Source organism: Rhodococcus sp. MT28 (genome assembly GCF_058792695.1).
Genome location: NZ_JBXAFD010000001.1, coordinates 599,139 through 612,898, shown reverse-complemented (window position 1 = coordinate 612,898; position 13,760 = coordinate 599,139). Strand labels below are relative to the sequence as shown.

The following is a 13,760-nucleotide window of genomic DNA, read 5'->3' as shown; positions in this document are numbered from 1 at the left end:
GAAGCGAGGGTCATGCCCGCTGCGTACCCGCGCGAGCGTGCGTCAGTTCCTCGATTACGTGACTTGAACAGGTTGAACGTTTCGTGCAGGTGCACGAGGGTGTCGGTGGAGGCAGGCATTGGTCAGCTTCGCAATCAGCTCGTCTTCTCTGGACTTTGCTGTCAGCTCCGCTTCCGCTTACGGATGAACTCGGAAGACTCCGCAGTTTTCGCCCGCTTCTCCGCGCGGCGTTCCTTGATCGACTGGGCGGGTTTCTTCATGTTCTTACCCGGCGCCTTGTCAGCCATTGTCGCTCCTCATTTTTCGAAGTGGCAATCACAAACTGACCTCGACCATACTTCATTTACAGAAAAAAGCCAGTTGCTTCTTTTTTGCTACTTTTTTCCGGAGTCGACGGGGCTGACGGAAGTAATTCGGTGCAACGTGAAACGGCGAACCGCGCCGCTCGCGGGGTCGAAGGCGTCCAGCTGTCCGCCGCCCACGCTGACGGGGTCGACGATGCGATGCGTCGCGACCCCCTGGGCGTCGACGTAGCCGATGTTGACGCTCGAATTGTCTCGGGCCGCCGTGGCCAGCAAGGCGATGGTGGCGGCGTTGTTCTCCCGTGAACCGTCCGTTCGCACTCCGCCGCGGCCGGGGGCGGAAGCACGGTCTCCGGCCCGCATCGTGCGGACCAACGACGCCAGCTGATCCGCCGACGGGCTCGCCGGCATCCTCGACGCCGGTCGGCTGCGACGGTTGGGTACACGTGCCCCACGTGGGCGGAGATCGACCAACGTGCCCGAGGAGTCCTCACCTGCCGGCGCGAATCCGGCGGCTCGCAGCTCGGTCAGGACTTCGCGGAGAGGGGCCTGCGAAATCGCGACGGTGGGAGCCAAGGCGCGCAGTGCCAACGGCTCGGCCACTGCGGATGCGAGGACCTCCGCCAGCAGTGACGCGTCCTCACATCGAATGAACGACGCCGCCACTCCGGCACGCAGTCGTCCGTGTCGACGGGCGACATCGTCGATCAAATACGAAAGTGATTGGGGGACAGGAGTCTTCGATTTCGAAGCGAACATCGCATGCAGTTCGGTGGCCGTCAGACCGGCGTCGAGCGCACGACGCACGCTGTCCTCGCTGATGCGGTACATGGACGCCGATCCGGCCGACTCGATGTCTGCGACCAGGCTCACCTGCTCGAGCAGGTCCGGTACCAGCGGGCCGGGCGCAACCAGAGTCAGATCCGCCTGGACCAGGATGTAGTCGATGGGCTCGGGTAGCGCGGACTGCATTTCGGCTTCGGCGTCCCCGCCGTGCAGCAAGGCTCGTCCAGGTGACGACAACGCGCCGCGGGCCACCAGCCCGAGAGCAGCGGCCTCGTCCAGAGTCCGCTCGATCGCGAACGTCCGCAGGCGCCCGCTCCATCGCGGGCGTCGCCACGCCAGCAGCCGACTTACCTCGACGGTCGACGCGGTCTGGCCGCTGTCGAGTTCGGAGAGCAGCCCCAGAATGGCCTGACGATCTCGCGGAGCCGCCGGAGCGCGGCCCTCCTCGGACAACGCCGCGATCGGCTTGTCGGTGGAATCGCGCAGCCCGATCATCCACGGGACTCGAGGTACGTCGACCCAGGCGGACGCCAGGACCTCCCACCGTCGCGCTGTGGATGCGTTCAGCCAGCCGTCGACCGCAAGCGTGGGCGTCCAGTATTCGTCCGCGTTGTCCGAGACCGGCGCCGGATCTGGTGTTCCACTGGCGATGAGTCCGGCTGCCGAGAGCAACTCGACAAGTAGGCTCACGCGCGCTTCGTCGAGATCGGCCGTCTTGGCCACGCGTCGTAGTTCTCGAACACCGAGCCCACCGGCTCGCAGTGCGGGGGCCGGCGCTGCGCCCAGAACAGCGATCACGTTCTCGCATTGGCGTACCAACTCGAGCGCCTCGCCGGCTGCTGCGGCGTTCACGTCCGCCGGCTTGAGTTTGTCGCCCCCGATGACGGGTGCGGTCAGCGTCGTCGGATCGAAAACCGGCTCGCCGCGGATGACCTGACGAACCGTCGCCGGAAGCTCGACGGTCTGCTCGTCGAGCCACCGCAGCAGGCCGGCCGCCAGCAGTCGTTGAACCGGGCGCTCAGGCGGCGTTCCGGGGGCAGCGTCGCGGGTGCGACCGATCGGGCTGGAGTTGGCGAGTGTCTCGAGGAGATCCCGCTCGCGGGTGTCCAGAGCGTTGAGCGCAGCCGAGATCTCGGTCTCGGTCATCGCCTCGGCAGGTTCGAGGGCGCGCCCCACACGCCACGGAATCATCCCGATGACTGCCGGGACGACGCTGATGGGATCGACACCCCAGATGAGGGCGGACGCGCGCATCTTCGACAGAGACTTGTCGACGGCCTTCTTGGTGACCTTGCCCTTGCCGGTCAGCGCTCGTTCGGCGATCGCACTGTTGAGCTCCGCCCGCGTCATCGGAGTTTCCTCGGCGCCAGCCAGTGCCAACAATTCGAGAAGACCGAAATCGAGGGTGTCGAGTTCGTCCGCGGCTCGGCTGACCGACGCGCGTTGCTGTGCCCGACCGCTGAGAACCACCATCGTGCTCGGCGGCGGTACGGCCAGATCGGGGCGCAGACGCAACAACTCCGTCAACTCGGCGTCACTGCGCGCCGAGAGCCAATCGGTCAGACTTTCGGCTGCGGAACTGCCCGCCGGGGTGCCACGTGTTTCGGTCATCAGGTATCAGATTAGAGACCTGGTCTGTACGGCGTAACGGCGTCCTGTCAAAATGACTTCGTGGCCAACAATTCGAAGCAACACTATGTAGATCCAGGATGGCCGGAAACTGCAGACGGAGATCACGCAGTGACCGAATTGTCATCGACCCGCGCAGGTGGACTTTCACCCTTCGGCGAGGACACCACCTTTCCGGTTCCGGTGGAGTCACTTCCTTACGTACACCCGCACACCGTCATCAACCGATAACAACTCGACACGAAGAAGGCCCGCACCGAATCGGTGCGGGCCTTCTTGATGTTCGAGCGTCCGAGCGGACAGTCTTGCCGGTGTTACTTGAGGAACGACTTCGCGGTGTCGGCGACTGCGAGGATCTGCGGGTCGACCGGGATGCCGTTGGCCTCGGCGAATGCGATTGCCTGATCGATGGCGTCGGCGACCGGGTGTGCAACGGTCTGTGCGACCTGCTGCGCCGGAGCCGGAGCTGCCTGAGGAGCCGTCGTGGCCGGAGCGGAACGCTCGGTGGCGCCGCTGCTCAGCCCGAGGCTGGAGGAGCAGGACGGCCATGCGCCCCAACCCTGGTTTGCGAGAACACGCTCGGCAACAACGATCTGCTGCTCGCGAGTGGCCTGGTTTGCGGTGGCTGCGTACTGTCCGCCGCCGTGTGCGTTCCACGTGCTGGGGGAGAACTGCAGTCCGCCCTGGTAACCGTTGCCTGTGTTGATGGCCCAGTTTCCGCCGGCCTCACACTGGGCGAGACGATCCCAGTCGGAGTCGGGGGCAGCGTTTGCGGTTCCGGTGGCTGCAATTCCTGCTACGCCCATGATGGCGCCGGTGACGGCGACCTTGGCGACAGTGCGGCCGGTGGTGGTGGGCTTGCGATGGCGTCCGCTCATGATGGTCGAAATCCTCTCCACACGCGCCTGCGAGGTCAGCTGTCGGGTTCGGGCTGAGAGGTCGCCCGGCCTCGCCTTTCCTGGCTGGAAAGGGTCTGGCTTCACCCCAAGATTCGGTCTTGCGATCGAACCGGTGTCCACTGGAGAACTTTTCTGTTCTCACAGAGGACTTTGGGTCCCCCGTCCTCGTCCCTGGAATGCTCTGTCGGAAGTCCGGTACCCGCGGGACAAGGCTTGGCGCGGCGGGCCGGAGGTGGCCGAGTTTCCCGGCCGAAAACGACGGTAACGGCTCGAGTCGCTCGTGTCACCATTTGATAACGCGGCGTGGCGAAAGACGTACAACGCGTCACACAAAGCGCAGGAGACTCTTCCCAGGTAGGTGGGGGTGCCCGAGTGAATGTCCGGTTGTGTCCGTTCCGTTATCCATCCGTAATGTGAGCAAGGTCACACGTTATGCGGAAATAGAATTTCGGGCGATTGAGAGGTGCGTCGATCCGGACCCAAGGTTGTGGCCCGTGTCTCAACATCGACTTTGGAACTTAGGTTAGGTTTGCCTGACTTGCCTCGCTTGGGCAGGTTTCGCAGAGTCTTCCAAAGAAGTAGGGCACCCCTCATGAAACTGCAATACCGTCGGCGTGCGGTCACCGCGTCACTCGCCGTTGCCGCTGCTGCTGTCGGCCTGGCCGTCACTGCTCCCGCTGCACACGCCTCACCCGAGGATCCGACACACGGTGTTGTCGGAAGCTATTCCGCAACCCAGCCCGGCGACATCGTCGTCGACGCGGCAACCCACCGCGGATACATCACGCAGTACGGCGGACCGACCAGCTCGTTGTCCGTCGTCGACACGAACACCGGCAAGTCCGTCGGCGCCATCGACGGCGTCGTCGGTTACCCGTCGGCACTTGCCGTCGACTCGGGCCTCGGACGCGCATACGTGTCCTCCTCCTACGGCGGCGCGATCTCGATTGTCGACACGAAGACCGGGAAGGTCGAAAAGACGGTCACGCTGAGCGAGAAGAACCCCGACGGCTCGCGTCCGCAGATCAACGATGTCGTCGTCGATCCCACAACACACCGCGCGTACTTCTCGGACTACAAGTCCGGCAACATCCGAGTCGTCGACCCCAACGCCGCCGACGCCGTGTCGAGCATTCTGGTCCACAAGTCGGCAACGCCGACCAAGCTCGCCTTCGACAGTGTCCGCGGCTTCCTCTACATCGCGGACACCAACTTCTTCGACGAGAATTACGGCCGCACGCTGTGGCAGGCGGACGTACGCAAGGGCGGAGCACTCAAGTCGATCGTGCGTGCCGACAACCTCTACCCGGTCGACGTCGATGTCGACACGAACACCGGCAACATCTACATGACCGACACCCGGGCAACCAACCTGTGGGCGATCACCCCGGCCGGCGCGGTTCTGTCGAAGACCACGCTGTCTCCGACCGCGATTCCCAACGGCGTGGTCGTCGACGCTGCGGCAGGCATTGCATATGTCGCGGACGTCATGAACGGACACCTGTGGTCGGTCGATCTGACGACCCGCGCCACCACCGCTCTGACCGATACCAAGGTTCCGGCACTGGAGAAGGTCAAAAACCTCGCGCTCGACACCTCGACCGGCGCCATCGCGTCGACGACCAACGGGGGCAAGGTGACAGTCGTTGCTGCGTACCCGCTACCCGCCACCGTCGAATTGCCTGCCGCTCAGGTAGGTAAGGCGTATTCGCAGAAGCTCACTGCCGCCGATGCGCGCGCAACGTTTGCACTCACCAGTGGCACTCTGCCCGGCGGACTGTCCCTCGCACAGGACGGCACCATCTCGGGTACCCCCACCGCTGTCGGCAGCGTCACCGTCGAGATCACTGCGAAGAGCGTGCTTTCGCGTGCTTCGAGCGTGACCATCGTGGTCTCCGAGGGGCCGGTCGGCCCCGTCGATCCGGGCAACCCGGGAACTGGTACCGGTTCGCTCGGTAACCTCCCCGGACTCGGTAGCCTCGGGCGCTGATCCGACCTGATACGAGAGAACCCGACCACAGCAACTGCTGTGGTCGGGTTCTTCGGTCTGCGAGGCCGCTTTTCGCGTAACGCGATCGACGACTTATGCGTAATTCACCCGGTTCACGTCGACGATCTCCTTGCCGAGCGGCATCAGCGAGATCGGAATCATCTTCAGGTTCGCGACCGCGAGCGGAATTCCGATGATCGTGATCGCCATCGCGACGGCGGTGACGATGTGTCCGATCGCCAACCAGATACCGGCGATGATCACCCAGATGACATTGCCGATCATCGAACCGACACCAGCGGTCGGCTTGTCGACGACGGTCTTACCGAACGGCCACAGTGCGTAGATGCCGATGCGGAATGCCGCGATTCCGAAGGGAATCGTGATGATGAGGATGCAGCAGATGATGCCTGCGGCGAAGTAACCCAACGCCAGCCAGAAGCCGCCGAAGACCAGCCAGATCACGTTCAGGAGGATTCTCATGGTCAGTGACCTTTCGGTTGGAGGCGGGAGTGATCAGCGCACGCGTCGACCGGATCTGAGCGTGTAGACGATGGCCAGAAGGAAGCCGATCGGGCACGCGAGTGCTACCAGGTACAACGCCAGGCCGGGTGGGGTGTCGCTGAAGATATGGACTGCGAAGATGGCCACGATCGCCAGGAATCCGACGATGAACAGTGCCATCGCCGTACGGAACAGACCGTTTCCGGTGCCGGAAGTGCGCGGGTTCGGTTGAGGGTCCACACCTACGAGGATAGTGCCTGTAAACCTGGGTGCCGACCCGGGTTCGTCACAGGTAGACTGTTAACAGACTGCGCGCCCCGCTGAAGCAAGTGTGGGGCGCGTTCTTTTGCATTCTTCCACCGGAAGCGATGCGAGCAAGGCCATGAGGCTCTTCCGAGAGCCTCCCGAGCACATTGGGGCAGACGCCCCAGTCGAGTGATGAGCAGGTGAACGCGGTGCCGACCGGCAAGGTGAAGTGGTACGACGTCGAAAAGGGTTTCGGCTTTCTGTCGCAGGAAGAGGGCGAGGACGTCTACGTCCGTGCTTCCGCTCTCCCCGAGGGCGTCGAAGGCTTGAAGGCCGGCCAGCGCGTCGAGTTCGGAATGGCTGCGGGCCGCCGCGGTCCGCAGGCACTGAGCCTGAAGGTACTCGAGCCGGCGCCGTCGTTGCGCGGCGCGACGGCGACGCGTCGTGAGCCCGTCGAGCGTAAGCACACCCCTGATCAGTTGCACGGCATGGTCGAGGACATGATCACGTTGCTCGAGGCGAAGGTCCAGCCGGATCTGCGCAACGGCAAGTACCCGGACCGCAAGACCGCTCAGCGGATCTCCGAGGTCGTCCGGGCCGTCGCTCGCGAGCTCGACACCTGATCGCTCGATACGAGCTGCCGTACACGGCTTCGAAACAAAATGCCCTGCACACCAATCGGTGTGCAGGGCATTTTCGACGTTCCGGGGATCAAGCGGTCTTGATCGACCAGATCAGCAGTCCCTGTTCGCTTCCTTCACCGACGGCGAGGTGGATTTCGACGCCGACCAGTTGCTTGACGGGATCGCTCGAAGACTCGACCGTCACTGCCAGGGCCTCGCCGGGCTCGAAGACTCGGGGCTCACCGGTCTGGTTGCCGTCGGCATCCTCGTAGACGGCGAGCAGTGCCCACTGCGCATCCGAGACGTCCGTCGACAACGACAGCTGCAGCGGGTAGCCCGCTGGAACGTCGAGTGCGTAGATGTCGCCCACCTGGGCGCACTGGGACAGGTCGATGGTGCAGAAACCGGCAGGGTTCGTTTCGATCGTCTTGCCGTGTGCGTATGCAGTGATGACCGGTAGCTTTTCGGGGTCGTCGTTGATGTTCTTGATGATCACGAAAAGAACGGAGACGTAAGCAACCAGTGCCACCACCATCAGGACACTGATCGCTGCCACGATCTTCTTTGTTCTCGAGCGCATCATCACTGCGGAGTACTTCCTTGTCCTCGGTTGGATTTACCGGTGTAAATCACTTCGGTCACTTCTTGTTCGGCCAGATCGGGTCGCTTCCCGCCGAGGCCGGGCAGGAGGCTGCTTCCTCGGTAGCTCAGGAAGGTCTGCAGAAGCCCGATCGTCAGGAACACCGATACAACAGTGAACCCGATCCAGTATTCGGTCGGAAGCAGAACCCCCAATGCGCCGCCGAGTACCCAGCTCAGCTGCAGAACCGTCTCGGATCTACCGAATCCGGACGCGATCGATTCCTCGGGCAGGTCGTGCTGGAGTGACGCGTCGAGTGAGACCTTGGCGAGCGCGCTGGCGGCCGATGCGATGAGCGTGGCAAGCGCGGCCGTCATGAGGTTGTCCGTCAGCGCTGCGATCACCGCGATGATCCACACCGACGCAGTACACCGGAGCACGATCAAGGCAGGCCGGCCGAGCTTGAGGCGCGCACCCGTGGCATTTCCGGCGAAGTTACCCAGACCGGCTGCTGCGCCGACCAGGCCGAGCATCATGGCCTGCTGGAGCGGCTCGTGATCGGTGCGTGATTTGGCGACGAACGCGATGTAGAGCGTCAGGAAGCCGGTGAGCACGCGAATGGTGCCGTTGCCCCAGAGTCCGATGATCACGGCGCGTCCGAGAGGCTGACGGACCTTGGCAGGTTTGGCGTCCGGCTGCGGTGGGGCGCTGCCGGCGTGATGCGCTTCGTCCGGGTGGTAGGTGATGGTCGCGGGAACCTCACCCTCGGTGACCTCGACCCACGACGGGATTCGCATGCTCAGATATGCGCCGAACACGGTGACGGCGACCGCGAACCACAAGGCGCCGGTGGAACCGAAAGCGAGCGCGAGCGCACCTGCGACAGCTCCGGCCCCGATCGTTCCACCGATCAGCCCGAAGACCGTCAGACGCGAATTCACGCGCACCAGGTCTATTTCCGGTGGTAGGACGCGTGGTGTCACTGCGCTCTTGAGCACCGAGAACGATTTACTGAGCACCATCATGCCGAGCGCGGCCGGATAGAGGATCCAACTGTCGAAGTTGAAGACCAGGATCACCGCGAGGAGCGTCCGGATTCCGAACGACGACGCGAGTGCGATGCGGCGTCCGCGCTGCAACCGGTCGAGCATGGGGCCGATGAGCGGTGCGATGACCGCGAACGGTGCGATCGTGATCAGGAGATAGAGCGCGACCTTGGTCTTGTCCTCGCCCGTCGCCGCCGAGAAGAACAGGGTGTTGGCCAGAGCGACGGAGATCGCCGCGTCGGTCGCGTTGTTCGTCATCACCGCGTAGGTGAGAGCGGTCAGACCGGACTTGTCCGCGCCGTCGGCCTTCGCCGCGCGCTGGAAGGTCGCGATGCCCTTGTTCGTCAGTTCGCGGCTGCGCATCGCTGCGACGCGAGTGACGGTGAGCTTGCGAGGCATCGGTGGAGCCTTGGGAGCGTCCGCCCCCGGCGTCTTCGAACCGGCCGCGGATTCGGAGTCTCCCCGCGATTCGGGAATCGGATGCAGCGGTGGCAAAGGCGTGCGACGGGCAGCGGGACGGGCCGAAGGTGGGTAATTGTCCGGGCGGGCCGCGGGTGGGTAATTGTCGTAACCGGGGTGCACCTGTTGCCCCTCCGGCTCGTCGTGGATTCGCCGAGTTTCGGGGTCGTAGGGTTCGCGCGGTCCGGTCACCACTCAATTCTGTCCTAGTGTCGGCGCGGCTACCACGCACACCCCTGCGAGTCCTGTGTCATGTCGGACTCAGTTAACAAAACGGACTTCGAACATCTGCGGCCAATACTTGCCGGTGAGCAGGAATCGATCGGTACCGGGAATCTGCGCGATGCCGTTGAGAACGTCGACGGTGCTGGTCGATCCATCCGTGACGAGTTCTTCGCGTAGCGCCGATGCGTCGTACACGTTCGTGACGCTGCCGTCCGACGGGTCGATTCGGACGACGGTGTCCGTGGTCCAGACATTGGCGTAGACGGAGCCGTCTTCGGCGCATTCCAATTCGTTCAGCTTGCCGACGGACTCCGAAGATCTGGTGACGTCGACGGTCGAGATCGACGCGAAGGTTTCGGGATCGCGAAAGGTCAACGTGGCCGAACCGTCGCTCGAGACCAGCCGATCCCCGAGCGAACAGATTCCCCATCCCTCGGTGTCGAGTGGGAACCGCCCTCGTTCGGTCAAGGTGTCCTTGTCACGGGCGATGGCAACGCCGTCTTTCCAGGTGAGTTGCCACAGTGTGTCTCCGGCAACCGTGATGCCCTCACCGAACAACGGCGGGTCGAGATCGGCACGCGCAACTTCCGGTCCCGAAGCGGGGGACTGCTCGTCGGAGATCTCGCTCGAGCGCACCCAGGACTGCCCGACGCGTCCGGTGCTTTCGTACAACCGGTTTCCGTCGATCTCGAGGCCCTGCGTGAACGCGTCGGGATCGTGCGCGGACACTCGAACGATCTCGACGGAGCCGGTTTCGGACGTGAGGTTGTCGGGAGCGCCGGGGGAATCGGAGCACCCCGCCAAGGCCGAGGCGATCACGGCGACCACTGCAAAAGTGCGCACGGAATTGGCGTGTGACCTACTCATCTGCCCAGCATGGCAGCCCAGTGCGTTGCGGACTTGCGGTGGTGCGGCAAACTGGAGGAGTGAGTGTTGCTACTTCTCCAGAGCGTGCAGTGCCGCGCCCAGTACTGGCCGATGCGGTCGAGCTTGCCCGAAAGGCAGTCGTCGACCTGCATGAAGGCGGTGTGGGGGCATACCTCGGCGTGACGTCGGAGGACGAATTTGCCGCCACCCATCGATTTGCAGCAGACATTCCGGGATACCGCGGTTGGCAGTGGGCGGTTGTCGTCGCTGCCGGACCGGAGGACACCCACGCCACGATCAGTGAGTTGGCGCTGTTGCCGGGTCCCGACGCGTTGGTTGCGCCGGAATGGCTGCCATGGGATCAGCGGATTCGTCCCGGCGATCTGTCCGTCGGTGACCTACTCGCCCCGCCGGCCGAGGATCCTCGCCTCGTTCCCGGCTACGTCGCCACCGGTGACCCGGAAGTCGACGAGGTAGCTCTCGAAATCGGGCTCGGCCGCAAACAGGTCATGAGCCGCGAGGGCCGACTCGATGCCGCGCAGCGTTGGTTCGACGGTGACTTCGGCCCGGAGTCGGAGATGGCGAAGGCCGCGCCGTCGACGTGTGGACTGTGTGGATTCTTCCTTCCACTCGCCGGTTCGCTGCACGCAGCGTTCGGTGTGTGCGGAAACGAACTCTCCGCAGACGGCCGTGTGGTCAGCGTGTCCTACGGTTGTGGCGCGCACTCGGACACCAGCCTGCCGCTCGGTGCGGGCTCGCCGCAGTTCGACGCATTCGACGACGGGGCCGTCGAGCTGATTGCGGTGCCCGCTCGCCCGTCGAGCGCTGTTGCAGTTGAGGATTCGGTATCCACCGAGTAGAAGATCCGTTCGGTACGGACGCACTCCGCGAGGCGACGCTGCGCGCGTGGTCGGAATCTCCGACGCGATTGCGTGAAGACGCGGCTGCGGAATCCGACCTCGCAAAGGCCGGGTACCGCGACCGTCTGCTCACCGAACTGGCGCAGAACGCTGCCGATGCAGCTGCACGCGAGGGCGTCCAGGGCTCTTTGTGGGTGGATGTGGACGGTCGGACGCTGACGGTGGCGAACACGGGCCGTCCACTGGACGAATCCGGTGTACATGCGCTGACCGCGCTGCGCGCGTCGAACAAGGTCGACGCCGACGAAGGTGTGACGGGACGGTTCGGCGTCGGATTCTCGGCAGTTCTCTCGGTCAGTGACGAGGTGGAACTGCGCTCGTCGACGGGATCGATTCGATTCTCTGCCTCGCACACTCTGCGCGAGATCGAGTCTCGCGAACTCCCGGTGCCGGAAACCGGTGTCCCCGTACTTCGTTTGGTGTGGCCGTCTGGCGAATTGCCGAGCGATGGTGCTGATTCGGAAGTGGTGCTGACGCTTCGGCCGGACGTCGATGCCGCAGCGCTGCTTTCGCAGATGGCACGTGAGGCTGTCGACCTGCTCCTCGAACTCCCAGCTCTCGGATCAATTCGTCTGGGTGAGAAGACTTTTCGGCGATCGGAACGGGTGCTGGATTCCGGCCTCGTCGAGATCGCGATCGGTGATCGCACGTGGTGGCAGTACACCGCGCCGAACGCACGATGGTTGGTGCCCGTCCGCGACGGAGTCGTCGAGCCGGTCGCAGACGACGTCCTGCGGGCGCCGACGCGATCCGACGAGGAACTGTCGATCCCCGCGATCATCATTGCCGACATTGCAATGCAACCCGATCGGCGACGCCTCATGCCCGCTGCACCGATCGCTCCGCTTGCCGAGGGGTACGCGAAGTTCCTTGCTGCACTACCTCCTCGGCAGCGAACGGCACTCGTCCCGATCCCTGCCTTTGCCCGCAGCGAAACCGATTCGCTTCTGCGCGAAGCGCTTCTGAAGGAGCTGCAGGAAAACGAGTGGCTTCCGGTGGTCGGTGAACCCGACCGCGCGCCGCAGCGAGCATCCGTGGTGCCCGGGCTCGGTGATGACCTTGCCGAGTTGCTCACCGACATCATCGGCGGCCTGGTTGTCCCCGAGCTCTCCGGCCCCAAGCACGAGCGAGCACTCGCGGCAGTGTCGACGCACCGCATCGGGCTCGCGCGCATCGCGGAACTGCTCAGCGGTTCGGAACGTGAACCGAAGTGGTGGAATCGCCTCTATTCGGCTCTCGAGCCCTTGGTGATCGACACTCTTGCGGTGGAAGAGCTTGGAACACTGCCGGTTCCGCTCTCCGACGGACGGACGGTGACCGGGCCGCGGACCGTCGTCGTCGGCGTCGAACTGGGCGAAGACGCGCCGTCGGTGCAGTGGACGAGGTTGGTTCATCCCGTCGCGGTTCACCCGTTGCTCTCTCGATTGGGAGCGCAGACCGCGAGTGCCACCGACCTGCTGTCCGATCCGGCGCTGCGCGCATTGATCGAAGATGCTGCGGACCAAGATGATTCGGTAGCGACGGAGTTGGCGCAAGTGGTGCTCGGATTGGCGGCCCACGTGGCGCCAGGGGCGCTGCCGTCGTGGATCGGTGAAGTGCTGCTTCCTGATTCGGAAGGCGAATTGCGGTCCGCCGACCAACTTCTGCTTCCGGGAGCTCCCCTTGCAAGCGTCCTGGTCGAGGATTCTCCCTTCGGCATCGTCGACGCTGATTTTGTTCAGCGGGTGGGGGAGCAGGCGCTACGGGTAGTCGGTGTCGGGTGGGGTTTCACGGTGGTCCGTGAGGAATTGCCTTCCGGCCCCGATCACGATCTCGACGCCGAAGACGCATGGTGGGACACCCTCGACGAGGACCCCGAATACATCGAAGCCGTGCGCGATCTCGACCTCGTGGACGAAGACCGCTGGCCGCAGGCGTTGTCGCTGCTGGTCGAGTCGCCGGCGACGCGGGCGCTGCTCACCGACCGTCGTGGATACACGGCGTGGTGGTTGCGTTCGAATGCCGAACTCGGCGGTGAGGTGCTGGGCTTGCTGCGCGCTCCGGGCGATCGCACCTTCGAGGGATTGCTCGATGCTGCCGAACACCCCGACGCCGGATTCTTCTCCGGATTGCTGGCATCGGATACCGTCGACGATCCGGAACTGGCTCAGCTGCTGCTCGATCGGCTTGCCGACCCACTACGGATGCCGGCCTCCGCCGTCGTCGCGCGGACGCACCGGCTACTGGGGGAGGCAGCGCAGCGACGGGTTCTCGACCTGGAGGAACTGCACTTGCCGCCGTTCGTGCGAGGCCTTTCCGGCGATCTGGTCGATCCCGGCGACGCCCTTGTTCTCGACCGACCGTGGCTGGGAGCGGCACTGCCTGCACAACGAGTCGTGCTCGGCAGCTTCGAGACGGCCGACGCACTGGCAGATCTGCTCGACGTCGCGACGGCGTCTGCATCCGTTCACGGACGAGTGAGCAGCACCGGCGTCGTGACGACGTGGGCGAACGAACCGCAGGCAGTTCTCGGCTTCGCAGCCCTCGGCCGTGAGGTTCCCGGCGGCGAGGTAGTGATCCATCACGAACTGTCGGTGGAACTGACGGGGACGGTCGAGACGACGGTGATCGTGCCGTGGTGGGTGGACTCGGACGGCGTTCATCACGTGATGCGTACGTGGACTCTGCCGCAAGGAATGTGAGGG

At 64.3% G+C, this 13,760-nt stretch carries 13 protein-coding genes and 1 riboswitch; of the genes, 5 read left to right on the top strand and 8 right to left on the bottom strand.

Annotation, left to right across the window (positions count from 1 at the left end; all coding sequences use genetic code 11):
- Positions 1–161: 161 nt before the first annotated feature.
- Together AC1Q6C_RS02910 and AC1Q6C_RS02905 are read right to left on the bottom strand one after the other, a co-directional pair.
- A complete protein-coding gene (locus AC1Q6C_RS02910; protein ID WP_007733507.1) occupies positions 162–287 on the bottom strand; it encodes a hypothetical protein in 126 nt (41 codons plus the stop codon).
- A gap of 87 nt (positions 288–374) precedes the next feature.
- On the bottom strand, positions 375–2,699 hold the full coding sequence (locus AC1Q6C_RS02905; RefSeq protein ID WP_081558297.1) for a helicase-associated domain-containing protein: 2,325 nt from the start codon (positions 2,697–2,699) through the stop codon (positions 375–377).
- 60 nt (positions 2,700–2,759) lie between these two features.
- Between AC1Q6C_RS02905 and AC1Q6C_RS02900 the strand changes: the two genes are divergently transcribed.
- A complete protein-coding gene (locus AC1Q6C_RS02900; protein WP_019744939.1) occupies positions 2,760–2,948 on the top strand; it encodes a hypothetical protein in 189 nt (62 codons plus the stop codon).
- 83 nt (positions 2,949–3,031) lie between these two features.
- On the opposite strand, the gene AC1Q6C_RS02895 is transcribed toward AC1Q6C_RS02900, so the two are convergent.
- On the bottom strand, positions 3,032–3,595 hold the full coding sequence (locus AC1Q6C_RS02895) for a transglycosylase family protein (protein WP_003939675.1): 564 nt from the start codon (positions 3,593–3,595) through the stop codon (positions 3,032–3,034).
- Between the two features lie 8 nt (positions 3,596–3,603).
- Positions 3,604–3,813, bottom strand: a riboswitch (cyclic di-AMP (ydaO/yuaA leader).
- 395 nt (positions 3,814–4,208) lie between these two features.
- Here AC1Q6C_RS02895 and AC1Q6C_RS02890 point away from each other — a divergent pair.
- On the top strand, positions 4,209–5,606 hold the full coding sequence (locus tag AC1Q6C_RS02890; protein WP_230358984.1) for a YncE family protein: 1,398 nt from the start codon (positions 4,209–4,211) through the stop codon (positions 5,604–5,606).
- Positions 5,607–5,699: 93 nt separating this feature from the next.
- On the opposite strand, the gene AC1Q6C_RS02885 is transcribed toward AC1Q6C_RS02890, so the two are convergent.
- Both AC1Q6C_RS02885 and AC1Q6C_RS02880 read right to left on the bottom strand, forming a co-directional pair.
- Positions 5,700–6,089, bottom strand: coding sequence for a YccF domain-containing protein (locus AC1Q6C_RS02885; RefSeq protein WP_230358983.1), 390 nt, complete (start codon positions 6,087–6,089; stop codon positions 5,700–5,702).
- A gap of 33 nt (positions 6,090–6,122) precedes the next feature.
- Positions 6,123–6,350, bottom strand: coding sequence for a hypothetical protein (locus AC1Q6C_RS02880; protein WP_003940194.1), 228 nt, complete (start codon positions 6,348–6,350; stop codon positions 6,123–6,125).
- A 215-nt stretch (positions 6,351–6,565) separates the two neighbouring features.
- Here AC1Q6C_RS02880 and AC1Q6C_RS02875 point away from each other — a divergent pair, with 215 nt between their 5' ends.
- A complete protein-coding gene (locus AC1Q6C_RS02875; protein ID WP_007733502.1) occupies positions 6,566–6,979 on the top strand; it encodes a cold-shock protein in 414 nt (137 codons plus the stop codon).
- An 88-nt stretch (positions 6,980–7,067) separates the two neighbouring features.
- On the opposite strand, the gene AC1Q6C_RS02870 is transcribed toward AC1Q6C_RS02875, so the two are convergent.
- The 3 genes from AC1Q6C_RS02870 to AC1Q6C_RS02860 form a co-directional block, all read right to left on the bottom strand.
- Positions 7,068–7,535, bottom strand: a complete 468-nt coding sequence (locus AC1Q6C_RS02870) for a DUF2771 domain-containing protein (protein WP_225989529.1) — start codon at positions 7,533–7,535, stop codon at positions 7,068–7,070.
- Positions 7,536–7,561: 26 nt separating this feature from the next.
- Positions 7,562–9,256: an MFS transporter gene (locus AC1Q6C_RS02865; protein WP_223304424.1), complete on the bottom strand. Its 1,695-nt coding sequence runs from the start codon at positions 9,254–9,256 to the stop codon at positions 7,562–7,564.
- A 69-nt stretch (positions 9,257–9,325) separates the two neighbouring features.
- A complete protein-coding gene (locus AC1Q6C_RS02860) occupies positions 9,326–10,156 on the bottom strand; it encodes a glutaminyl-peptide cyclotransferase (protein WP_230358982.1) in 831 nt (276 codons plus the stop codon).
- 38 nt (positions 10,157–10,194) lie between these two features.
- Between AC1Q6C_RS02860 and AC1Q6C_RS02855 the strand changes: the two genes are divergently transcribed.
- Both AC1Q6C_RS02855 and AC1Q6C_RS02850 read left to right on the top strand, forming a co-directional pair.
- Entirely contained in the window at positions 10,195–11,016 is an 822-nt protein-coding gene (locus tag AC1Q6C_RS02855) for a DUF3027 domain-containing protein (RefSeq protein ID WP_030535360.1), read from the top strand.
- A gap of 68 nt (positions 11,017–11,084) precedes the next feature.
- Positions 11,085–13,757: a sacsin N-terminal ATP-binding-like domain-containing protein gene (locus AC1Q6C_RS02850; RefSeq protein WP_492666359.1), complete on the top strand. Its 2,673-nt coding sequence runs from the start codon at positions 11,085–11,087 to the stop codon at positions 13,755–13,757.
- Positions 13,758–13,760: the final 3 nt, after the last annotated feature.

Bases quoted from the DNA above. Each gene is read 5' to 3' on its own strand.
- AC1Q6C_RS02910 (WP_007733507.1), bottom strand. From the start codon at position 287: ATGGCTGACAAGGCGCCGGGTAAGAACATGAAGAAACCCGCCCAGTCG.
- AC1Q6C_RS02860 (WP_230358982.1), bottom strand. From the start codon at position 10,156: ATGAGTAGGTCACACGCCAATTCCGTGCGCACTTTTGCAGTGGTCGCC.
- AC1Q6C_RS02890 (WP_230358984.1), top strand. From the start codon at position 4,209: ATGAAACTGCAATACCGTCGGCGTGCGGTCACCGCGTCACTCGCCGTT.
- AC1Q6C_RS02885 (WP_230358983.1), bottom strand. From the start codon at position 6,089: ATGAGAATCCTCCTGAACGTGATCTGGCTGGTCTTCGGCGGCTTCTGG.
- AC1Q6C_RS02895 (WP_003939675.1), bottom strand. From the start codon at position 3,595: ATGAGCGGACGCCATCGCAAGCCCACCACCACCGGCCGCACTGTCGCC.
- AC1Q6C_RS02905 (WP_081558297.1), bottom strand. From the start codon at position 2,699: ATGACCGAAACACGTGGCACCCCGGCGGGCAGTTCCGCAGCCGAAAGT.